The organism is Escherichia sp. E2661 (assembly GCF_004745185.1).
Classification (GTDB): Bacteria; Pseudomonadota; Gammaproteobacteria; order Enterobacterales; family Enterobacteriaceae; genus Escherichia.
The window spans coordinates 313,649-337,179 of record NZ_PDIG01000019.1; the positions used below are offsets into that span (position 1 = coordinate 313,649).

General features: G+C 49.2%; 19 protein-coding genes and 3 pseudogenes. 13 read left to right on the forward strand and 9 right to left on the reverse strand.

The features are described from left to right. Positions 1–5 precede the first annotated feature (5 nt). Positions 6–917, reverse strand: coding sequence for a glycine--tRNA ligase subunit alpha (gene glyQ / locus CRI63_RS11080; RefSeq protein ID WP_001168544.1), 912 nt, complete (start codon positions 915–917; stop codon positions 6–8). A 94-nt stretch (positions 918–1,011) separates the two neighbouring features. Further along, positions 1,012–1,311, reverse strand: coding sequence for a YsaB family lipoprotein (locus tag CRI63_RS11085; protein ID WP_130216250.1), 300 nt, complete (start codon positions 1,309–1,311; stop codon positions 1,012–1,014). 174 nt (positions 1,312–1,485) lie between these two features. Between CRI63_RS11085 and CRI63_RS11090 the strand changes: the two genes are divergently transcribed. Continuing rightward, positions 1,486–2,481, forward strand: coding sequence for an acyltransferase (locus tag CRI63_RS11090; RefSeq protein ID WP_135519534.1), 996 nt, complete (start codon positions 1,486–1,488; stop codon positions 2,479–2,481). Between the two features lie 36 nt (positions 2,482–2,517). Here the strand turns inward: CRI63_RS11090 and yiaA are convergent, their stop codons facing one another. From yiaA to xylA, 4 genes and pseudogenes are all read right to left on the reverse strand, one after another. Then, a complete protein-coding gene (gene yiaA / locus CRI63_RS11095) occupies positions 2,518–2,955 on the reverse strand; it encodes an inner membrane protein YiaA (RefSeq protein WP_130216246.1) in 438 nt (145 codons plus the stop codon). Positions 2,956–3,000: 45 nt separating this feature from the next. After that, positions 3,001–3,342 carry an inner membrane protein YiaB gene (yiaB, locus tag CRI63_RS11100; RefSeq protein ID WP_130210044.1) on the reverse strand — a complete coding sequence of 114 codons (342 nt, stop codon included), beginning with the start codon at positions 3,340–3,342 and terminating at the stop codon, positions 3,001–3,003. A gap of 167 nt (positions 3,343–3,509) precedes the next feature. Next, positions 3,510–4,965, reverse strand: a pseudogene (gene xylB, locus CRI63_RS11105) (xylulokinase). A 70-nt stretch (positions 4,966–5,035) separates the two neighbouring features. Continuing rightward, positions 5,036–6,358 (reverse strand): xylose isomerase, encoded by a 1,323-nt coding sequence (gene xylA / locus CRI63_RS11110; protein WP_064527882.1) that lies wholly within the window; start codon positions 6,356–6,358, stop codon positions 5,036–5,038. A 366-nt stretch (positions 6,359–6,724) separates the two neighbouring features. On the opposite strand from xylA, the gene xylF reads away from it, so the two are divergent. The 4 genes from xylF to xylR all read left to right on the forward strand — a co-directional run bounded on the left by xylF (position 6,725) and on the right by xylR (position 11,751). After that, the gene (gene xylF, locus CRI63_RS11115; RefSeq protein ID WP_130210040.1) at positions 6,725–7,717 is read left to right on the forward strand and encodes a D-xylose ABC transporter substrate-binding protein; all 993 of its coding nucleotides are present in this window, start codon (positions 6,725–6,727) and stop codon (positions 7,715–7,717) included. Between the two features lie 77 nt (positions 7,718–7,794). Beyond that, positions 7,795–9,336, forward strand: coding sequence for a D-xylose ABC transporter ATP-binding protein (locus CRI63_RS11120; protein ID WP_135405320.1), 1,542 nt, complete (start codon positions 7,795–7,797; stop codon positions 9,334–9,336). Then, entirely contained in the window at positions 9,314–10,495 is a 1,182-nt protein-coding gene (gene xylH / locus CRI63_RS11125; RefSeq protein WP_130210036.1) for a xylose ABC transporter permease XylH, read from the forward strand. The genes CRI63_RS11120 and xylH overlap by 23 nt, the downstream gene beginning before the upstream one ends. A gap of 77 nt (positions 10,496–10,572) precedes the next feature. Then, complete coding sequence (gene xylR, locus CRI63_RS11130; protein ID WP_130210034.1) at positions 10,573–11,751, forward strand: D-xylose utilization transcriptional activator XylR; 1,179 nt, start codon at positions 10,573–10,575, stop codon at positions 11,749–11,751. A 128-nt stretch (positions 11,752–11,879) separates the two neighbouring features. Here the strand turns inward: xylR and CRI63_RS11135 are convergent. Further along, positions 11,880–12,705: pseudogene (locus tag CRI63_RS11135) on the reverse strand (protein bax). 320 nt (positions 12,706–13,025) lie between these two features. On the opposite strand from CRI63_RS11135, the pseudogene malS reads away from it, so the two are divergent. Together malS and avtA are read left to right on the forward strand one after the other, a co-directional pair. Then, positions 13,026–15,057 (forward strand): annotated as a pseudogene (malS, locus tag CRI63_RS11140) (alpha-amylase). Between the two features lie 174 nt (positions 15,058–15,231). Then, positions 15,232–16,485: a valine--pyruvate transaminase gene (avtA, locus tag CRI63_RS11145; protein ID WP_135519536.1), complete on the forward strand. Its 1,254-nt coding sequence runs from the start codon at positions 15,232–15,234 to the stop codon at positions 16,483–16,485. Positions 16,486–16,626: 141 nt separating this feature from the next. On the opposite strand, the gene CRI63_RS11150 is transcribed toward avtA, so the two are convergent. Together CRI63_RS11150 and yiaJ are read right to left on the reverse strand one after the other, a co-directional pair. Next, positions 16,627–17,100, reverse strand: coding sequence for a 4Fe-4S binding protein (locus CRI63_RS11150; protein ID WP_135519538.1), 474 nt, complete (start codon positions 17,098–17,100; stop codon positions 16,627–16,629). Positions 17,101–17,201: 101 nt separating this feature from the next. Then, positions 17,202–18,035, reverse strand: coding sequence for an IclR family transcriptional regulator YiaJ (gene yiaJ / locus CRI63_RS11155; RefSeq protein ID WP_135519540.1), 834 nt, complete (start codon positions 18,033–18,035; stop codon positions 17,202–17,204). Positions 18,036–18,250: 215 nt separating this feature from the next. Here yiaJ and yiaK point away from each other — a divergent pair, with 215 nt between their 5' ends. The 6 genes from yiaK (at position 18,251) to yiaO (ending at position 23,530) form a co-directional block, all read left to right on the forward strand. After that, entirely contained in the window at positions 18,251–19,249 is a 999-nt protein-coding gene (gene yiaK, locus CRI63_RS11160; protein ID WP_135519542.1) for a 3-dehydro-L-gulonate 2-dehydrogenase, read from the forward strand. 11 nt (positions 19,250–19,260) lie between these two features. Further along, positions 19,261–19,725: a YhcH/YjgK/YiaL family protein gene (locus CRI63_RS11165; RefSeq protein WP_135519544.1), complete on the forward strand. Its 465-nt coding sequence runs from the start codon at positions 19,261–19,263 to the stop codon at positions 19,723–19,725. A gap of 23 nt (positions 19,726–19,748) precedes the next feature. Next, positions 19,749–20,669 carry a DUF4862 family protein gene (locus CRI63_RS11170; protein ID WP_135519546.1) on the forward strand — a complete coding sequence of 307 codons (921 nt, stop codon included), beginning with the start codon at positions 19,749–19,751 and terminating at the stop codon, positions 20,667–20,669. A gap of 114 nt (positions 20,670–20,783) precedes the next feature. Continuing rightward, the gene (yiaM, locus tag CRI63_RS11175; RefSeq protein ID WP_130223023.1) at positions 20,784–21,251 is read left to right on the forward strand and encodes a 2,3-diketo-L-gulonate TRAP transporter small permease YiaM; all 468 of its coding nucleotides are present in this window, start codon (positions 20,784–20,786) and stop codon (positions 21,249–21,251) included. Between the two features lie 2 nt (positions 21,252–21,253). Next, entirely contained in the window at positions 21,254–22,531 is a 1,278-nt protein-coding gene (gene yiaN, locus CRI63_RS11180) for a 2,3-diketo-L-gulonate TRAP transporter large permease YiaN (protein WP_167852309.1), read from the forward strand. Between the two features lie 12 nt (positions 22,532–22,543). After that, positions 22,544–23,530 carry a 2,3-diketo-L-gulonate TRAP transporter substrate-binding protein YiaO gene (gene yiaO / locus CRI63_RS11185; protein ID WP_135519550.1) on the forward strand — a complete coding sequence of 329 codons (987 nt, stop codon included), beginning with the start codon at positions 22,544–22,546 and terminating at the stop codon, positions 23,528–23,530. Position 23,531 lies beyond the last annotated feature (1 nt).

Sequence of the window (23,531 nt, forward strand, 5' to 3'; positions counted from 1 at the left end):
GCCTCTTACTTATCTTTGTTGCACATCGGGAAGCCGAGGGCTTCACGGGAAGCGTAGTATGCTTCTGCCACTGCTTTGGTCAGAGTGCGAATGCGCAGAATGTAGCGCTGGCGCTCGGTGACGGAGATGGCTTTACGCGCATCCAGCAGGTTGAAGCTGTGGGCGGCTTTCAGAATACGCTCGTAGGCTGGCAGCGGCAGCGGGTTTTCCAGCGCCAGCAGCTGCTGCGCTTCTTTCTCGTACTGCTCGAAGCAGGTGAACAGAAAGTCCACATCCGCGTATTCGAAGTTGTAAGTGGACTGCTCCACTTCGTTCTGATGGAACACGTCGCCGTAGGTGGTTTTACCCAGCGGGCCGTCGCTCCAGACCAGGTCGTAAACGCTGTCTACGCCCTGAATGTACATTGCCAGACGTTCCAGACCGTAGGTGATCTCGCCGGTAACCGGTTTACACTCCAGACCACCAACCTGCTGGAAGTAAGTGAACTGCGTCACTTCCATGCCGTTCAGCCACACTTCCCAGCCCAGCCCCCAGGCACCCAGCGTCGGGTTTTCCCAGTTATCTTCCACGAAACGGATATCGTGGATAGTCGGGTCCATGCCCAGCTCTTTCAGAGAACCGAGGTACAGCTCCTGAATATTGTCCGGCGATGGCTTAATGACCACCTGGAACTGATAGTAGTGCTGTAAACGGTTGGGGTTTTCGCCGTAGCGACCATCGGTCGGGCGACGAGAAGGCTGAACATAAGCAGCCGCCATCGGTTCTGGCCCCAGCGCGCGCAGACAGGTCATTGGGTGAGAGGTTCCCGCGCCGACTTCCATGTCCAATGGTTGAACAATGGTGCAGCCCTGGCGAGCCCAGTAATCCTGTAAGGTCAGGATCAAGCCCTGGAAGGTCCTGGTATCAAACTTTTGCATATTATTTCGTGCTGGATACGTGTGGATTTAAAGGAAGGGATCAGTATACCCGCTGGATGGAAGATATACAGTACGAAACGGGAAAAAGCAGGGCTTAACGCATGGAAAGATGCAAAAAATGGCCATCTGCGTCAAAAGAACAGACAAACTGCTCTTTCCGGAAGGTATAACCACGCATTTCGTAGCTCCCCTGAAACTGTTCAAATGCGGTGACGTCGATTTTTTGCTCACCGGTGTTATAACGTTTTGCTGCCTGATCCTTGCACAACGCTTCCATATTCAATGAACGCAGCGGCTCAACCTTTACCCGCTGTGCTTTCTGCTCGGGTGGCGGTGTCGAGCATCCCACTAACACAATAAGTGCCATTGCTGGAAAGAAATAGTTCATCATCATTAAATTACCGTCTTATTTGCAGGTGAGTCTTATTATTAATATCGGTATAGTGGCTGAATCTAACGAATTTCCTCAAGCCTCTATAAGCTGTAGAGATAAAACTCGGATTATTCCAGTGCACCAGCTGAATGATTTATCGGTCAGACCTTTTTTTAACCAGTTACAGAGACACAGATGCAGCCCAAAATTTATTGGATTGATAACCTGCGAGGGATAGCCTGTTTAATGGTGGTGATGATTCATACCACCACCTGGTATGTAACCAACGCCCATAGCGTCAGCCCCATAACCTGGGATATCGCGAATGTTCTAAATTCTGCCTCCCGTGTCAGCGTGCCGCTATTTTTCATGATTTCCGGCTATCTCTTTTTTGGCGAACGTAGCGCCCAACCGCGTCATTTCTTGCGTATTGGCTTATGTCTGCTGTTTTATAGTGTCATCGCGTTGATCTACATTGCGCTTTTTACCGCTATCAATGTGGAGTTAGCGCTGAAAAACCTGCTACAAAAGCCTGTGTTTTATCACTTATGGTTTTTCTTCGCGATTGCGGTGATTTATCTGGTTTCGCCGCTGGTTCAGGTAAAAAACGTTAGCGGTAAAATGTTGCTGGTACTCATGGTGGTGATTGGCATCATCGCTAACCCAAACACAGTGCCACAGAAGATCGACGGCTTCGAATGGCTACCGATTAACTTATATATCAATGGCGATACTTTTTACTACATCCTGTATGGCATGTTGGGCCGCGCCATTGGCATGATGGATACGCAACATAAATCACTGTCGTGGGTGAGCGCCGTACTGTTTGTTGCGGGGGTATTTATTATCTCTCGCGGGACATTATATGAATTACAGTGGCGCGGAAATTTTGCCGATACCTGGTATCTCTATTGCGGACCGATGGTTTTTCTCTGCGCAATCGCGTTACTGACGCTGGTAAAAAATACGCTGGATACACGCACTGTTCCCGGGCTTGGGATGATATCACGCCATTCTTTAGGTATATACGGGTTCCACGCATTGATTATCCATGCGCTGCGTACCCGGGGGATTGAGCTTAAAAACTGGCCAATACTGGATATTATCTGGATCTTCTGCGCCACGCTGGCCACAAGCTTATTACTTTCTGTGCTGGTGCAACGAATCGACCGAAACAGATTCGTAAGTTGAGCAAAAGCCCGGTCACACTGACCGGGCTTGCAAGGATTATTCGCTATATTCTTCCTGAGCAACCACAGTTTCTTTTGATGGATTAACTCCAGCATCACGAATATTCTTCTGCACTGCTACTGCACCAAACAAACTTAAAAAGAAGGCCAGACCATAAAACCCTTTTTCGCTGAGTAATAATGTTGCATTCCACAGACCAACTATCAGTAATGCGACAGAAATGATAAAGACAACCAGACAGGTCATATAATAAATGGATGTAGTGGGGATGCCTTCATATTTGTCTCGCACAGTTTTTTGATAAGATGCGGCTGAAAATAGTCCTAGCACCAGAACAGCAAAGTAATATCCTTTTTCATTTAATTGCATTTCCGCATTCCATAGCCCTAATAAATAGGTAACAATACCGCCGCCAAGCGCTATCCATGACACAATGCTAAATGCTGGAGAATAGGTTGATATTTTGTTTTCCATCACAGTATTCCTTTCATTCCTGAATGTGTAAGAGCTTTATGTTGCTCATGCCGAGCGAAACAAACGCATTTGACCAAACAAGCAGACAAAAAAGGCGATGGGGTAGATCACCATTTCATAAGCATTGATAGGTGCATTTAAAACACCGATAAACAACAGACCGATAGTGATTAACGCAACTAACTGGCAGATGCGAATAAACATGTCATCCAGTTGCCCGAGTTTTTCAGCACGAAGATAAGCATAATTGCCAAACGTTCCCGTCATTAACACGCCGAGAAAATAGCCTTTGCCGCTTAACAATGGGCATGAGATCCATAGCCCAACCAGATAAACCAACGCCCCGACAACAAATAATAGTTTTGCCACAGTCTTTGAGGTTTTCATAATGATCTCCGTATCTACCAACGATACATTACGATTAACCAACGAAAGACAAAACTGAAAAACACCATTAACAAATGATTTTCAGAATAAATTCATATGAAATATTAATGAATTGATAATATATATAGACGAGAATTATCCCCTGCCCGGTCAGGCGGGGGATAAGTTTACGCCATTAGTGGCAGAAGTTGCTGATAGAGACGACGGAATGTTTCGCGTCGTGGCTGATAAGCGGCATGATGCTGCGCGTTCGGCATATGCGACTGCTCTAACGGCAGTTGCGGCAACAATTCACTGAGCGATTTATCTGGATTCACCGCAATCTGCGCCAACCTTGCTGCGCCCAGTGCAGGCCCTACATCACCACCCGTGCGGTAATCCAACTGCTGACCGCAGATATCCGCCAGCATCTGACGCCAGTACTCACTACGCGCTCCACCACCAATCAGGGTAATACTTTGCGGTTTAATGCCGCAGGCGTGCACGACATCCATGCCATCGGCCAGCGCATAACCCACGCCTTCCAGCACTGCTCGCGCCAGTTCATTAGGGCCGTGTTGATGGGTCAGGCCAAAGAAAACCCCCTTCGCCTGTGGATTATTGTGCGGGGTACGGCTCGCCGGAAAGATAAGGCAAAAACCAGATTGGCTCGGCACTTTCATCTGCCTGTTGCGCAGCTGCAATTAAGCCTGGGACATTACTCAGGCCGGTTAATTTCGCAGCCCAATCCAGACACGATGCCGCACTCAACATCACCGACATTAAATGCCAACGCTGTGGTAATGCATGGCAAAAGCTGTGTACGGCGCTTTCCGGCTTGCTTAAGAACCCTTCGCTCACCGCAAAATAAACACCAGAAGTTCCCAGCGACAGCATTGCCTGGTTGGCATCAACCATACCCACACCAACCGCGCCAGCCGCATTATCGCCGCCGCCCGCGACAACAGGCACTGCCGCCATTCCCCATGCTTTTGCCACCTCGGGTAGCAAAGTCCCGGTAATTTCACTGCCTTCGTATAATGCTGGCATCTGGTCACGGGACAGCTGGCAAGCTTGCAGCATGACATCACTCCAGTCACGCTTCGCGACATCCAGCCACATGGTGCCTGCCGCATCAGACATATCACTGGCAAACTCTCCGGTCATACGCAGACGCAAATAATCTTTTGGCAATAAAACCTTGTCTACCTGACGGAATATATCTGGCTCATGGCGTTGCACCCACAGCAGCTTAGGCGCGGTAAATCCGGGCATCATCAGATTGCCGGTTATAGCGCGCGAATCCGGGACTCGTGTTTCAAGCAAAGCGCACTCTTGCGCACAGCGCCCGTCATTCCACAAAATCGCTGGACGTAATACCTGCTGCCGAGCATCAAGTAACGTAGCTCCGTGCATCTGTCCGGCAATACCTAACGCCTTAACCTCTTGCAAAGAATATTGTCGCGCAAGCGTTCTCACTGCACGATCTGTTGCCTGCCACCACTGTTCCGGGTCTTGTTCAGACCAGAGGGGATGCGGGCGCGAAACGGTCAGCTTTTCCGTTTGCGAAGCAATTACCTCACCCTGTTCGTTGAGCAGAATGACTTTCACGCCCGATGTGCCAAGATCTATCCCGATATACATAGCGATCGTTCCTTAAAAAATGCCCGGTATCGCTACCGATAACCGGGCCAACGGACTGCACAGTTAGCCGTTATTTGTCGAACAGATAATGGTTTACCAGATTTTCTAACTGCTCCTGGCGACCACTCTGATGCACCGGTGCAAGATTATGTTCCTGGGCATATTTTGCTAAATCCGCCAGTGACATTTGGCCTTTCAGAATTTGCTGGCCCAGTTCGCTATTCCAGCCGGAATAACGTTGCGCGACGCGTTTATCCAGCTCACCGTCTTCAATCATGCGTGCTGCAATTTTCAGCGCCAGTGCCATCGTATCCATCGCGCCAATATGACCGTAGAACAGGTCATATTTATCGGTGCTCTGACGACGTACTTTGGCATCGAAGTTCAAACCACCGGTGGTAAAACCGCCCGCTTTGAGAATTTCATACATCACCAGCGCATTTTCTTCCACGCTGTTCGGGAACTGGTCGGTATCCCAGCCCAACTGCGCGTCACCACGGTTAGCATCGACAGAACCGAACAGACCAAGCGCAATGGCGGTGGCAATTTCATGGTGGAAAGAGTGACCCGCCAACGTTGCATGGTTTGCTTCAATATTCAGTTTAATCTCTTTTTCCAGGCCAAACTGCTTCAGGAAGCCGTAGACCGTCGCGGCATCGTAATCATATTGATGTTTGGTCGGCTCTTGCGGTTTCGGTTCGATAAGCAGAGTACCCTGGAAACCGATTTTATGTTTATGCTCAACCACCATCTGCATAAAGCGGCCAATCTGTTCACGCTCCTGACGCAAATCGGTATTCAGCAGCGTTTCGTAACCTTCGCGACCGCCCCACAGCACATAGTTTTCACCACCCAGTTTATGCGTCGCTTCCATCGCCGTAACGACTTGTGTTGCTGCCCAGCTGAAAACTTCCGGGTCGGGATTCGTAGCTGCGCCTGCACCATAACGTGGGTTAGTAAAGCAGTTAGCGGTTCCCCACAGCAGTTTCACGCCGCTCTCTTCTTGTTTACCTGCCAGCACATCGACCATTTGCGCAAAGTTATTGATGTACTCTTTTAACGATGCGCCTTCCGGGGAAACGTCCACATCGTGGAAGCAATAAAAAGGCACATGTAATTTGTGGAAAAACTCAAATGCGACATCTGCTTTACGCTTCGCCAATGCCAGCGCCTCGCCAGGTTGCTGCCAGGGACGGTTAAACGCGCCTACGCCAAACATATCCGCCCCGTTCCAGCAGAAGGTGTGCCAGTAGCAAGCGGCAAAACGCAAATGGTCTTCCATACGCTTACCCAACACCAATTCGTCGGGGTTGTAGTGACGGAATGCTAACGGGTTAGAGGATTTCGGGCCTTCATAACGAACGCGATCGAGCTGGTCAAAATAAGCTTGCATAATGAACTCCATAATCAGGTAATGCCGCGGGTGATGGATGATGTCGTAATATTGGGCACTCCCTTTAAGTTGCTCAATTATGTTATTTCACACTGCTATTGAGATAATTCACAAGTGTGCGCTCGCTCGCAAAATAAAATGGAATGATGAAATTGGGTAATTACTCGAAGAGAAAAATGCAACAAATTCGATTAACCAACAAAAATAAGATCTCGGTCATAAATCAAGAAATAAACGAAAAATCGTAATCGAAAGATAAAAATCTGTAATTGTTTTCCCCCATTTAGTTGCTAAAAATTGGTCACGTTTAACGCGGTGATTGTTACTTTTTAAAGCTACCCTCTAACAAAAGAAGGCCTCTGAACCATGAAAATAAAGAACATTTTACTCACCCTGTGCACCTCACTTCTGCTAACCAACGTTGCGGCACATGCTAAAGAAGTCAAAATCGGTATGGCTATTGATGATCTCCGTCTTGAACGCTGGCAGAAAGACCGGGATATTTTCGTGAAAAAAGCTGAATCTCTCGGCGCAAAAGTATTTGTGCAGTCTGCAAATGGCAACGAAGAAACTCAAATGTCGCAGATTGAAAACATGATTAACCGGGGAGTCGATGTTCTTGTCATTATTCCGTATAACGGACAGGTATTAAGTAACGTTGTAAAAGAAGCAAAACAAGAAGGCATTAAAGTATTAGCTTACGACCGCATGATTAATGATGCTGATATCGACTTTTATATTTCTTTCGATAACGAAAAAGTGGGTGAACTACAAGCAAAAGCGCTGGTCGATATCGTCCCGCAAGGAAATTATTTCCTGATGGGCGGCTCTCCGGTAGATAACAACGCTAAGCTTTTCCGCGCCGGGCAAATGAAAGTATTAAAACCTTACGTCGACTCCGGGAAAATTAAAGTCGTAGGCGACCAATGGGTTGATGGCTGGTTACCAGAAAACGCGCTGAAAATTATGGAAAACGCGTTGACCGCCAACAATAACAAAATTGACGCTGTTGTTGCTTCTAACGATGCTACTGCTGGCGGGGCTATTCAGGCATTAAGCGCGCAAGGTTTGTCAGGGAAAGTCGCCATTTCCGGTCAGGATGCGGATCTCGCCGGCATTAAACGTATTGCTGCGGGTACGCAAACCATGACGGTGTATAAACCGATTACTCTTCTGGCAAATACTGCCGCGGAAATTGCCGTTGAACTGGGTAACGATCAACAACCTAAAGCAGATACCACGCTGAATAATGGGCTGAAAGATGTTCCATCCCGCCTACTGACACCTATTGATGTGAATAAAAACAACATCAAAGACACGGTGATTAAAGACGGTTTCCACAAGGAGAGCGAGCTTTAAGCGTTACGTCCCTGTCGACAACGGGGACGTGATTTCTCTCCATGCCGCATGAACTGATTGGCTTAGGTGGAGTCGTTATGTCTTATCTACTTGAAATGAAGAGCATTACCAAAACTTTCGGCAGCGTAAAGGCGATAGATAACGTCAGTTTGCGGCTAAATGCTGGTGAGATCGTCTCACTTTGCGGTGAGAACGGTTCTGGTAAATCAACATTAATGAAAGTGCTATGCGGAATTTATCCCTTTGGCAGTTACGAAGGCGAAATTACTTTTGCTGGTGAAGTAATACAGGCAAGTCACATCCGCGATACCGAACGCAAAGGTATTGCCATCATTCACCAGGAATTAGCATTGGTGAAAGAGTTGACCGTGCTGGAAAATATCTTTCTTGGCAATGAGATAACCCGCAATGGGGTCATGGATTATGACCAGATGACGCTACGCTGTCAGAAACTGTTAGCGCAAGTCAGCTTATCCATTTCACCAGATACCCGCGTTGGTGATTTAGGGCTTGGGCAACAACAACTTGTTGAAATTGCCAAGGCACTAAATAAACAGGTGCGTTTATTAATTCTCGATGAACCAACCGCCTCATTAACTGAGCTGGAAACCACAGTTTTACTGGATATTATTCGCGATCTGCAACAACACGGCATCGCATGTATCTATATTTCTCACAAGCTCAACGAAGTCAAAGCGATTTCCGACACAATTTGTGTTATTCGCGACGGTCAGCACATAGGTACGCGTGATGCAGCCGGAATGAGCGAAGACGATATTATCACCATGATGGTTGGGCGAGAATTAACGGCACTGTACCCAAACGAACCACATACCACTGGCGATGAAATATTACGCATAGAACATCTGACGGCATGGCATCCGGTTAATCGTCATATTAAACGGGTTAACGATGTCTCGTTTTCCCTGAAACGTGGCGAAATACTGGGGATTGCTGGACTGGTCGGCGCTGGTCGCACCGAAACTATTCAATGCCTTTTTGGCGTTTGGCCCGGACAATGGGAAGGGAAAATCTATATTGATGGCAAACAAGTGGATATTCGTAATTGCCAGCAAGCCATCGCCCAGGGTATTGCAATGGTGCCAGAAGATAGAAAGCGTGATGGCATCGTTCCGGTAATGGCGGTTGGTAAAAATATTACCCTCGCCGCACTCAACAAATTTACCGGGGGTATTAGCCAGCTTGATGATGCCGCAGAGCAAAAATGTATTCTGGAATCTATCCAGCGACTCAAAGTGAAAACGTCGTCTCCGGAACTTGCTATTGGACGTTTAAGCGGCGGCAATCAACAAAAAGCGATCCTGGCACGCTGTCTGTTACTCAACCCGCGCATTCTCATTCTTGATGAACCTACCAGGGGTATCGATATTGGCGCGAAATACGAGATCTACAAATTAATTAACCAACTCGTCCAGCAGGGTATCGCCGTTATTGTCATCTCTTCTGAATTACCTGAAGTACTTGGTCTTAGCGATCGCGTACTGGTGATGCATGAAGGAAAACTAAAAGCCAACCTGATAAATCATAACCTGACTCAGGAGCAGGTGATGGAAGCCGCATTGAGGAGCGAACATCATGTCGAAAAGCAATCCGTCTGAAGTGAAATTAGCCGTACCGACATCCGGTGGCTTCTCTGTGCTGAAGTCACTGAATTTACAAGTCTTCGTGATGATTGCAGCAATCATCGCCATCATGCTGTTCTTTACCTGGACTACTGACGGCGCCTATTTAAGCGCCCGTAACGTCTCCAACTTGCTACGCCAGACCGCGATTACCGGCATCCTTGCGGTAGGGATGGTGTTCGTCATAATTTCTGCCGAAATCGACCTCTCGGTCGGCTCGATGATGGGGCTATTAGGCGGCGTCGCCGCTATCTGCGACGTCTGGTTAGGCTGGCCTCTGCCACTCACCATTATTGTGACGCTGGTTCTGGGCCTGCTTCTCGGCGCATGGAATGGTTGGTGGGTCGCGTACCGCAAAGTGCCTTCATTTATTGTCACCCTGGCGGGCATGTTGGCATTTCGCGGCATCCTCATTGGCATCACCAACGGTACGACGGTTTCACCCACCAGCGCCGCGATGTCACAAATTGGACAGAGCTATCTACCCGCCAGCACCGGTTTCATTATTGGCGCGCTTGGCTTAATGGCTTTTGTCGGCTGGCAATGGCGTGGAAGAATGCGCCGACAAGCTTTGGGTTTACAGTCTCCGGCATCTACAGCGGTGGTCGGTCGCCAGGCTTTGACCGCCATCATCGTATTAGGCGCAATCTGGCTACTGAATGATTACCGTGGCGTTCCTACTCCTGTCCTGCTGCTGACGTTGCTGTTACTCGGCGGCATGTTTATGGCAACAAGGACAGCTTTCGGGCGGCGCATTTACGCTATTGGCGGCAATCTGGAAGCGGCGCGACTCTCCGGGATTAACGTAGAACGCACCAAACTTGTCGTGTTTGCTATCAACGGTTTGATGGTGGCCATCGCGGGGTTAATCCTCAGTTCACGGCTTGGTGCAGGCTCGCCTTCTGCCGGTAATATCGCCGAACTGGATGCCATTGCAGCCTGCGTGATTGGCGGCACCAGTCTGGCTGGCGGCGTAGGGAGTGTTGCGGGGGCTGTGATGGGGGCATTCATCATGGCTTCGCTGGATAACGGCATGAGTATGATGGATGTTCCGACCTTCTGGCAGTATATCGTCAAAGGTGCGATTCTGTTGCTGGCAGTATGGATGGACTCCGCAACCAAACGCCGTTCCTGATTTTGATAAAAATTTTCTCAAAACCGGTAACGTGTTGCCGGTTTTGAGTTTTTGCATGATTCAGCAGGAAAAGAACCATGTTTACTAAACGTCACCGAATCACATTACTGTTCAATGCTAATAAAGCCTATGACCGTCAAGTTGTAGAAGGTGTGGGGGAATATTTACAGGCGTCACAATCGGAATGGGATATTTTCATTGAAGAAGATTTCCGCGCCCGCATTGATAAAATCAAGGACTGGTTAGGAGATGGCGTTATTGCCGACTTTGACGATAAACAAATCGAGCAAGCGTTGGCTGATGTCGACGTCCCCATTGTCGGGGTTGGCGGCTCGTATCACCTGGCAGAAAGCTATCCGCCCGTACATTACATTGCCACTGATAACTATGCGCTGGTTGAAAGCGCATTTTTGCATTTAAAAGAAAAAGGCGTTAACCGCTTTGCTTTTTATGGTCTGCCAGAGTCGAGTGGCAAAAGATGGGCAGCCGAACGCGAATATGCTTTTCGCCAGCTTGTCGCCGAAGAAAAGTACCGTGGTGTCGTTTATCAGGGACTGGAAACTGCACCAGAAAACTGGCAGCACGCGCAAAACCGGTTGGCCGACTGGTTGCAAACGCTACCACCGCAAACCGGGATTATTGCCGTTACTGACGCCCGGGCGCGGCATATTCTGCAAGTTTGCGAGCATCTGCATATTCCCGTACCGGAAAAACTATGCGTAATTGGCATCGATAACGAAGAGCTGACCCGCTATCTTTCTCGCGTCGCGCTTTCTTCGGTTGCCCAGGGCGCACGGCAAATGGGCTATCAGGCGGCAAAACTTCTGCATCGGTTGTTAGATAAAGAAGCGATGCCGTTGCAGCGGATTTTGGTCCCGCCAGTACGCGTCATTGAACGGCGTTCTACGGATTACCGTTCGTTGACCGACCCGGCTGTTATTCAGGCCATGCATTACATCCGCAATCATGCCTGTAAAGGGATTAAAGTGGATCAGGTGCTGGACGCTGTCGGCATATCACGCTCCAATCTTGAGAAGCGTTTTAAAGAAGAGGTGGGCGAAACCATACACGCAATGATTCATGCCGAGAAGCTGGAGAAAGCGCGCAGCCTGCTAATTTCAACAACCTTATCAATCAACGAAATATCGCAAATGTGCGGTTATCCATCGTTGCAATATTTCTACTCTGTATTTAAAAAAGCATATGACACAACGCCGAAAGAGTATCGCGATGTAAACAGCGAGGTCCTGCTGTAGCAGGAGGGGAAAAGCCGCCAGGCATGATAAGACGCGCCAGCGTCGCATCAGGTAACGCAGCACAACCACCTGATGCGAGCAAAAGCCTTATCCGACCAACAAGTCGGATAAGGCTCGAGGGAATGCAATTACATATGCGCAGCGATTAACCGCTGGTTATCCTGGTACATCGCGAACAGGTAGTTGTTATAACTCTGTCCCTTCGTTGAATAACCTTTCAGCTTGTGAATCATCGCTGTGGCGGTGACTTCCTGATCAGCTTTACGCAATTGTGCACGTGATTTACGGAACGAAGCGTAAGCCGGGTGCGTATTCAGGTTAGTGACATAGGCGCTCACCGATTCTTTGACAGAACTGAACTGTGAGTAGCCCTTCACTTTACCCGGCGCATTGGTACAACGCCCTTTCATGCACTTCATGCCAAACAGGTTGTTGTTGTTACGCGCCAGCTTCGACGTCCCCCAACCACTTTCTGCCGCAGCCATCGTCGCCACCATACTGGTCGGGATAATGTCTACGCGTTCAAGCAGCGTATTCCACGGGATTTTTCGTGTATTACCAGACCACTTCACCTTATAGCGTTTGGCGATGTCTTTCAGACGCGCACGCTCTGCAGGCGACCATTGGCCCTGGTACTGTTTTGAAATCAGCCAGTTACGTTCCGCCGTAGTGGCAGCATTTTGGCTGGTAATGTAAGGCATTACGGTCCGGAGAAACGCTTTTTTCCTTGGTGTTCCGGAAGGGTATTTTCGCAAATCAGGAAGTGAACTGCTCTTTGCACTATTGCGAGAATACTCTTGTTTACTGCTTACCTGTTTATTACTAGCTTTGGTTATGTGGGACTTTTTGACTCGCTGTTGTCGTGTGCGTTTTCGCTAACACCTCACTCGAAAACATCAGAGTGAGTAACATAAGAATCATCGCCCCATATCGTCGTATGGGAGTCAAAATCATCAGTTCTCCTGGTCGGATTTAATCATTCCAACACCTTATATTTTTCACAAATTTGAGAGTTGAATCTCAAATCATATCAAAAATAGCTGTCAAGAGCACCCCAAGGAATAGTCCAAATCTGAAACTATGTCACGTGTTAACCGTTCAGATTGGCGCTAAATCGCAGAAAATGTGGGGTTTATCGCAAAAAATAAACTTAAATCTCAGGTGAAATACTCCCCCTTTCGTCTCATCCTGGCGCAATCCTCATCAGGGATGAGTTTTACCAGTATTATCACTGGCAAACTGGTGAAATTCGCAGCAACAAGGACCCATCCGTTATGAAACTTGCCGCCTGTTTTCTGATACTCCTGCCCAGTGTTGCCATTGCCGCCGACTGGACATCTCAGGGATTTCCCACCTTTGCTGAACAAAGTGCAGGAACATTTGTTAGTCATGCCCAGCTGACCAAAGGTACGCGACCGCTGACGCTAAATTTTAACCAACAATGCTGGCAGTCTGCGGATGCGATAAAACTCAATCAGATGCTTTCTCTCAAACCTTGCGACAGCACGCCCCCTCAGTGGCGATTGTTCAGGAACGGTGAATATACGCTGCAAATAGATACCCGCTCCGGCACACCAACGTTGATGATTTCGGTCCAGAACACCGCCGAACCGGTAGCAAACCAGGTCCGCGAATGCCCAAAATGGGATGGAAAACCACTGACGCTTAATGTCAGCGGCACTTTCCCGGAAGGTACGGTAGTCCGGGATTATTACAGCCAGCAAATCGCGACGGTGAAGAACGGCCAAATAACGTTACAACCTGCCGCCACCAGCAATGGTTTACTTCTGTTGGAACGCGCGGAAACTGACGCACCTGCCCCTTTCAACTGGCATAACGCCACGGTTTACTTTGTGCTAACAGACCGTTTCGAAAACGGCGATCCCAGCAATGACCAGAGCTACGGACGTCATAAAGACGGCATGGAAGAAATTGGCACTTTCCACGGTGGTGATTTACGCGGCCTGACCAACAAACTGGATTATCTCCAGCAGCTGGGCGTCAATGCTTTATGGATAAGCGCCCCATTTGAGCAAATTCACGGCTGGGTCGGCGGCGGTACGAAAGGCGATTTCCCGCATTATGCCTACCACGGTTATTACACACAGGACTGGACGAATCTTGATGCCAATATGGGCAGCGAAGCCGATCTACGGACGCTGGTTGATAGCGCGCACCAGCGCGGTATCCGCATTATTTTTGATGTGGTGATGAACCACACCGGCTATGCCACGCTGGCGGATATGCAGGAGTATCAGTTTGGCGCGTTATACCTTTCAGGTGACGAAGTGAAAAAAAACGCTGGGTGAACGCTGGAGTGACTGGAAGCCCGCCGCCGGGCAAACCTGGCATAGCTTCAACGATTACATTAATTTCAGCGACAAAACAGGCTGGGATAAATGGTGGGGGAAAAACTGGATCCGTACCGATATCGGCGATTACGACAATCCTGGATTCGACGATCTCACCATGTCGCTAGCCTTTTTGCCGGATATCAAAACCGAATCAACTACCGCTTCTGGTCTGCCGGTGTTCTATAAAAACAAACCGGATACCCACGCCAAAGCCATTGACGGCTATACGCCGCGCGATTACTTAACCCACTGGTTAAGCCAATGGGTCCGCGACTACGGTATTGATGGTTTTCGGGTCGATACCGCCAAACATGTTGAGTTGCCCGCCTGGCAGCAACTGAAAACGCAGGCCAGCGCCGCACTTCGCGAATGGAAAAAAGCTAACCCCGAGAAAGCATTAGATGACAAACCTTTCTGGATGACCGGCGAGGCCTGGGGTCATGGCGTAATGCAAAGCGACTACTATCGCCACGGATTCGACGGGATGATCAATTTCGATTATCAGGAACAGGCGGCGAAAGCGGTCGATTGCCTGGCGCAGATGGATACCACCTGGCAGCAAATGGCCGAGAAATTGCAAGATTTCAATGTGTTGAGCTATCTCTCCTCGCATGATACCCGCTTGTTCCGCGAAGGGGACGACAAAGCAGCAGAGTTATTGTTACTCGCGCCAGGTGCAGTGCAAATCTTTTATGGTGATGAATCCTCGCGTCCGTTCGGCCCCACCGGTTCTGATCCCCTACAAGGCACACGTTCTGATATGAACTGGCAGGATATCAGTGGTAAATCTGCCGCCAGCGTCGCGCACTGGCAGCGCATCAGTCAGTTCCGCGCACGGCATCCAGCCATTGGCGCAGGCAAACAAACGGCGCTTTCGCTGAAACAGGGGTACGGATTTGTCCGTGAACACGGCGACGATAAAGTAATGGTCGTCTGGGCGGGGCAACAGTAACTTTTCCGGCTTCCCGTGCGGCAGTACGTCGGGAAGCCACGCAGCCTAAAATACCAGCCTAATCGAAAACTACAGCATAAAGTGTCAATCCCCCGTCAACAGCGTGATTTGCACCCTGGCAAATGTAGCGTTATTGTTACCTTCCTTGCTACAGAGTTCGACAGATATCCCGCTATGACATTCTCCCTTTTTGGTGACAAATTTACCCGCCACTCCGGCATTACGCTGCTGATGGAAGATCTGAACGACGGTTTACGCACCCCCGGCGCGATTATGCTTGGCGGCGGCAATCCGGCGCAGATCCCGGAAATGCAGGATTATTTCCAGACGCTGCTAACCGACATGCTGGAAAGTGGCAAAGCCACTGATGCGCTGTGCAATTACGATGGGCCACAGGGGAAAACGGAGCTGCTGTCTCTGCTTGCCGGTATGTTACGCGAGAAGCTGGGTTGGGATATCGAACCACAGAATATTGCACTAACAAACGGTAGCCAGAGCGCCTTTTTCTACTTATTTAACCTGTTTGCCGGACGCCGTGCCGATGGCCGGGTCAAAAAAGTACTGTTCCCGCTGGCACCGGAATATATTGGCTACGCGGATGCCGGGCTGGAAGAGGATCTGTTTGTCTCTACGCGTCCGAATATCGAACTACTGCCAGAGGGCCAGTTTAAATATCACGTCGATTTCGAACATCTGCGCATTGGCGAAGAGACGGGGATGATTTGCGTCTCGCGACCGACGAACCCAACAGGTAATGTGATAACCGATGAAGAGTTGCTGAAGCTGGATGCGCTGGCGAATCAGCACGGGATCCCGCTGGTGATTGATAACGCCTATGGCGTCCCGTTCCCGGGCATCATCTTTAGCGAAGCGCGCCCGCTGTGGAATCCGAATATCGTGCTATGCATGAGCCTTTCCAAGCTAGGTCTGCCAGGTTCGCGCTGCGGCATTATCATCGCCAATGAAAAAATCATCACCGCCATCACTAATATGAACGGCATTATCAGTCTGGCACCTGGCGGCATTGGTCCGGCGATAATGTGTGAAATGATTAAGCGTAACGATCTGCTGTGCCTGTCAGAAACGGTCATCAAGCCGTTCTATTACCAGCGTGTTCAGGAGACTATCGCCATCATTCGCCGCTATTTACCGGAAGATCGCTGCCTTATTCATAAACCAGAAGGGGCAATATTCCTCTGGTTATGGTTTAAGGATTTGCCGATTACCACCGAGCAACTCTATCAGCGCCTGAAAGCGCGCGGCGTGCTGATGGTGCCAGGCCACAACTTCTTCCCAGGGCTGGATAAACCGTGGCCGCATACGCATCAATGTATGCGCATGAACTACGTACCAGAGCCGGAGAAAATTGAGGCGGGTGTGAAGATTCTGGCGGAAGAGATTGAACGCGCCTGGGCTGAAAGCCATTAAAAATTGCCTGATGCGCTGCGCTTATCAGACCTACATAATTTCTGCAATCAATTGAATTTGTAGGCCGGAAAAGGCGTTTACGCAGCATCCGGCATAAACAAAGCGCACTATTCCGGCGTTGAGAATCGCCGGAATAAAATCTCAAACAGGTTGCTGGTGTAACCGTTGACGCTGGATTTTTTCGACATCCATACACTGCAACGCCTTTGTCGGGCAGGCTTCAACACAGGCCGGTCCCGTCGCCCGATGCCAGCACAGATCGCACTTAATCGCTCTCGCCTTTTTGCGCGAAGAAACGACCTCCATCGCACCAAACGGGCATGCCAGCATACAGCTTTTACAGCCAATACAACGTGATTGTTCAACAAAGATATGCCCATGTTCGCGGCGAATCGCCTCCACAGGGCAGACATTCGCACACGGAGCATCTTCACACTGATGACAGGCTACTGCCGTGGTCCTGGTATGGTCTTTGATGACTCGAATTCGCGAAATAAACTCGCCCGGCGACAACGCAGAGCAATCCTGATTTTCCTGATGCGACACTGCGCAAGCCACTTCACAGGTACGGCAACCGATACATTTCGTCGCATCCGCAATAATAAACCGGTTCATGATCACTCCTTTGCACTAAAACAGCAGAGTGCCAGAGAGCGCGTCCCTACTGCTTTGATCCAACGAAGGAAATGTTAAAGTTTTGGCACTTGTCCAAAGCGTTATGTGATCGCGCCCTGGTCGTCCCTGACAGTAAATCCCAGCTCATTAGAAATAGCCTGCGCGGTTTCACGCAGTGGTTTCAGGAGATTTTTCTCCCCCACCTGTTTCAACCGTGATGTCGAAAGCGAAATCGACACGGCGTACGGTACCCGCCCATGAATATCAAACACCGGAACAGCAATACAGGAGACGCCGAGTTCGTTTTCTTCTCTGTCCATCGCCGCTCCGCTTTCACGAATGTGCGCCAGTTCGTCGAACATCGCGGGCAGCTCGGTAATGGTATTGCGGGTTAACGGCTGGATTTCATTCTGATGGCTTCCCCAGTACGACTTCACGTAGTCCGGGTGACCAAACGCCATGTAGACCTTGCCCATTGCGGAACAGTAGAGCGGCATATGCTGGCCAATATAGGCGCGGGTACGCAGCATCCCGGTGGTGGGCTCGAGTTTATAAATCAAAATAGCGTGATCATCTTCGCGGCTGGAGAAGTTAATGGTTTCTCCGGTGGCAATGTTCAGCGTCTCAAGATGCGGCGCAGCAATATGAATAATATTCAGCGAAGACAGAGCCTTCTGACCGACGGCAATAAATTTGGTGGTCAGGCGGTAACTCCCTGCGGCGGGCGCGGTAGTCACATAGCCACAGGATTGTAACCCCTGCAATAAGCGATGGACGGTACTCTTATTTAAACCTGCCAGTTCCGAAAGATGCGCCAGCGGGCAACCGTTTGGATAGTTGCTGAGGATCTCAATTAACATCAAACCACGAAATAGGCTCTGGCTTCCGGCTGGCCTTTCTTTTTCTTGCGTCATCTCGCCCTCTTTTTTCCCCATGTCCAGGTTCCCCTTTTGTCGCGTCCTGATGGTAGCGCAAAGTGTGTCATAGTTCACGATCTGGGCAGATAATTTGCAACCATTTGATTTTAATGATTTTTGAAATTCACGGCGCGGATTGCTTTGTTAAAACGCGATCGATATATTTGAAATCAAATTTCGCATATTGAAATTTAAAGACAAAAAAGCGATCAAAAAAAACAAGGAAGCCAGGGATGAAAGTAACATTTGAGCAGTTAAAAGCAGCCTTTAATCGGGTCTTAATTTCACGCGGCGTTGACAGCGAAACGGCTGACGCCTGCGCAGAGATGTTCGCCCGCACCACCGAGTCCGGCGTTTATTCTCACGGCGTTAACCGTTTCCCACGCTTCATTCAACAACTGGATAATGGCGATATCATTCCTGACGCCCAACCCAAACGTATAACCAGCCTCGGCGCAATTGAGCAGTGGGACGCCCAGCGTTCGATCGGTAACCTGACGGCGAAAAAGATGATGGATCGCGCCATTGAACTGGCGGCAAATCATGGGATTGGCCTGGTGGCGTTACGTAATGCCAACCACTGGATGCGCGGTGGCAGCTATGGCTGGCAGGCGGCGGAGAAAGGCTACATTGGCATCTGCTGGACCAACTCCATCGCCGTAATGCCGCCATGGGGCGCAAAAGAATGTCGCATCGGCACCAACCCGCTGATCGTCGCCATTCCTTCCACGCCGATCACCATGGTCGATATGTCGATGTCGATGTTTTCCTACGGCATGTTAGAAGTTAACCGCCTGGCAGGTCGTCAGCTCCCGGTAGATGGTGGCTTTGATGATGAGGGCAATTTGACCAAAGAACCTGGCGTTATCGAGAAAAATCGCCGCATTTTGCCGATGGGCTACTGGAAAGGTTCGGGCATGTCGATTGTGCTGGATATGATCGCTACTCTCCTTTCTGATGGCGCATCGGTTGCTGAAGTCACCCAGGATAACAGCGACGAATACGGCATTTCGCAAATCTTTATCGCCATTGAAGTAGACAAACTGATCGAAGGCACCACCCGCGACGCCAAGCTGCAACGCATCATGGATTACGTTACCACTGCTGAACGCGCCGATGAAAACCAGGCCATTCGCTTACCCGGCCACGAATTTACTACCCTGCTGGCTGAAAACCGCCGTAACGGCATCACCGTTGATGACAGTGTGTGGGAAAAAATCCAGGCGTTATAAGGAGATAAGCCATGATTTTTGGACATATCGCGCAACCTAACCCGTGCCGTTTGCCCGCCGCCATTGAAAAGGCGCTCGATTTTCTGCGCGCTACCAACTTCAATGTCCTGGAGCCGGGCGTTGTCGAAATCGACGGTAAAAATATTTATGCGCAAATTATCGATTTAACGACGCGCGAGGCGGTGGAAAACCGCCCGGAAGTGCATCGTCGCTATATCGATATCCAGTTCCTGGCGTGGGGTGAAGAGAAAATCGGCATTGCTATTGATACAGGAAATAATAAAGTCAGCGAATCCCTATTAGAGCAGCGCGATATTATTTTTTATCACAATAGTGAATATGAATCATTTATAGAAATGATACCGGGTAGCTACGCTATTTTCTTCCCGCAGGATGTTCACCGCCCGGCATGTAATAAAAATGCCACAACGGCAATACGGAAAATCGTGGTTAAAGTGGCCCTCTCTGCTTTATAAAAAAGTTATTACTGGAGCACAAAATGAAAGCGAATAATGCCGGTTATATTATCGGTGCGTATCCCTGTGCACCTTCTTTTCACCAAAGAAGTGAAGAGGAAGAGAAGGAATTCTGGCGACAATTATCAGATACCCCTGATATTCTCGGTCTGGAACAACCCTGCCTGGAAAATTTTCATCCTCTTGGCGATCAATGGTTACTCCGTCATACACCAGAGAGCTGGAAATTTGTCGTCACCGCTGTGATGGAAACCATGCGTCGTCGCAGCGAAAACAACGGTTTTGGCCTCGCCTCCAGCGATGAAGAGCAGCGTCAGGCCTGCGTGGCGTACTATCGCCACTTGTTGAATAAAATCAACTCATTGCAGGCTAATAAAGTGCTCGCACTGGAGATCCAGGCTGCACCGTTAGCAACGAATCCCAATGTTATGCAAGCGACAGATGCTTTTGCCCGCTCGTTGAAAGAAATCGTCAGTTGGGACTGGCCGTGCAAACTGGTGCTGGAACACTGCGATGCCATGACGTCTGCCTCTCCACGCAAAGGCTTTTTGCCTTTAGAAAATGTGTTGGAAGTTATTGCCGATTATGACATCAGCATCTGTATCAACTGGGCGCGCTCCGCTATTGAAGGGCGCAATACAGCGTTGCCGCTGACCCATACCCAAATGGCAAAACAGGCCGGGAAACTCGGCGCGTTGATGTTCTCTGGTACGACGCTAAACGGAACATACGGCGAATGGCAGGATTTACACGCACCGTTTGCACCTTTCTGTGCAGAAAGCCTGATGACCACAGACCATGTTCGCGAGTTATTTAATGCAGCAGAACCGTCAACATTGCATTTTGCTGGCATCAAGCTGCTGGAAATAAATGCGACGGCTGATGTACAACATCGAATCGAAATATTACGTAATGGCATTCACACTCTGAATGAATCTCGTTAATCCGTTTCACTTAAATAGCACATTGAATGTCTGATTAGTCGTTTTCCAATAAATATTACGAATACCAACAACATCAATTAATGAAAACATATTGCATAACAAGAAGGACTCGTTATGAAACGGATACTCGAAGGCATTCTTGCGATCATCATCGCAATACTGTCTTGTATTATTTTTATTAATATAATTCTTCGATATGGATTCCACACAAGCATATTATCGATTGATGAATTATCCCGGCTTTTATTTGTCTGGTTAACCTTTATTGGCGCTATCGTTGCTTATATGGACAACAGCCATGTGCAGGTTACTTTTTTAGTCGAAAAACTCTCACCTGCTAATCAACAACGTGTTTCGCTGCTAACCCATACGCTCATTTTATTGCTGTGTCTGGGGCTGGCCTGGGGCGCTATAGAAAAAACAGCGCAGGACTGGAGCAACTTATCTCCCATTCTCGGTGTCCCCGTTGGCTTAATGTACGCCGCCGCTATCCCCACCAGCCTGATTATCGCGATGCTGGAATTACGTCACTTATACCGGCAGTTCACAAATACCCCCAGCCGAAACCAACAAGGAGCCTGACGATGACAATCCTTATATTTATTGTCAGTTTGTTGGGGGCTATCGCGATTGGTGTTCCCATCGCCTGGGCATTATTGCTGTGCGGCATTTCATTGATGTTCTGGATGGATATCTTTGATGTGCAAATTCTGGCACAAACGTTGGTAAATGGCGCAGACAGCTTCTCCCTGTTAGCCATTCCCTTCTTTGTACTGGCGGGTGAGATCATGAACGCGGGCGGCCTGTCGCAACGTATTGTCGACTTGCCAATGAAGCTGGTAGGCCACAGGCCGGGCGGTCTGGGCTACGTTGGTGTACTAGCGGCAATGATCATGGCAAGCCTGTCCGGTTCTGCGGTTGCCGATACCGCAGCCGTCGCGGCGCTGCTGGTGCCGATGATGCGTCAGGCCAACTATCCGGTAAACCGCGCCGCTGGGCTAATCGGTTCTGGCGGTATTATTGCAGCTATTATTCCGCCCTCTATTCCGCTCATTATCTTCGGCGTCTCCAGCGGACTCTCCATCAGCAAACTGTTTATGGCGGGCATCGCACCGGGCATCATGATGGGCGTCACGCTGATGGTTACCTGGTGGTGGCAGGCAAAACGACTGAATTTACCTTGTCAGCCGAAAGCTTCACTGCAGGAAGTCTGGCAATCGTTAGTTTCCGGTATTTGGGCGCTTTTTTTACCGATTATCATTATTGGTGGTTTCCGTTCGGGGTTATTCACACCCACCGAAGCAGGCGCGGTTGCCGCCTTCTACGCCCTGTTCGTCTCGGTGGTGGTCTATCGCGAAATGACCTTCTCCACGCTTTATCATGTACTGATTAACGCAGCGAAAACCACTTCGGTGGTGATGTTCCTGGTGGCCTCTGCTGCGGTATCTGCATGGCTTATTACTATCGCCGAATTACCCATGATGGTATCAGAGCTATTACAACCGTTGGTAGATTCGCCTCGCTTATTATTCATCGTCATTATGCTCGCTATTATGGTGATCAGTACGGTAATGGACTTAACGCCTACCGTCTTAATTCTTACACCTGTATTAATGCCATTAGTGAAAGAAGCGGGAATAGATCCGGTCTATTTCGGCATCATGTTTATTATCAACTGTTCAATATCACTGATTACGCCTCCAGTCGGTAACGTTCTTAACGTGGTATGCGGCGTGGCGAAACTTAAATTTGACGATGCGGTAAAAGGCGTTGTGCCTTACGTCATGGTTTTATTCATGTTGTTAGCATTATTTATTTTTATACCGGAGCTTATTACCGCTCCTCTTAAATGGATGAGTTAAAAGGAAATCATAATGAAATTACGTTCTGTAACCTACGCATTATTAATTGCCGGAGTGGCGGCGTTCAGCACATCTTCTCTGGCGGCACAATCATTACGTTTCGGTTATGAAACCTCACAAACCGATTCACAACATATTGCGGCGAAAAAATTTAATGAATTACTGCAGGAAAAAACCAAAGGCGAACTGAAATTAAAACTGTTCCCGGATAGCACCCTCGGTAATGCGCAGGCGATGATCAGCGGCGTGCGTGGCGGCACTATTGATATGGAGATGTCTGGCTCTAACAACTTTACGGGACTCTCGCCCATAATCAACCTGCTCGACGTCCCTTTCCTGTTCCGCGATACCGCTCACGCGCATAAAACGCTCGACGGCAAAGTCGGTGATGACCTGAAAGTCTCCCTTGAAGGTAAAGGACTGAAAGTACTGGCTTACTGGGAAAACGGCTGGCGCGATGTTACCAATTCGCGCGCACCGGTTAAAACGCCTGCCGACCTGAAAGGGCTGAAAATCCGCACCAACAATAGCCCGATGAATATCGCGGCATTCAAAGTTTTTGGCGCTAACCCTATCCCGATGCCGTTTGCCGAAGTGTATACCGGGCTGGAAACGCGCACTATCGACGCTCAGGAACACCCGATCAACGTTGTCTGGTCAGCAAAATTTTACGAAGTGCAGAAGTACCTTTCTCTGACGCACCACGCCTATTCCCCGCTTCTGGTGGTGATCAACAAAGCGAAGTTTGATGGCTTAACCCCGGAGTTCCAGCAAGCGCTGATCTCATCTGCGCAGGAAGCGGGCAACTACCAGCGCAAACTGGTCGCCGAAGATCAGCAAAAAATCATCGACGGCATGAAAGAAGCGGGCGTGGAAGTGATTACCGATCTCGACCGCAAAGCCTTTAGCGACGCACTGGGTACTCAAGTCCGCGACATGTTTGTTAAAGATGTTCCGCAGGGCGCCGATCTGCTGAAAGCCGTGGATGAGGTGCAATAAA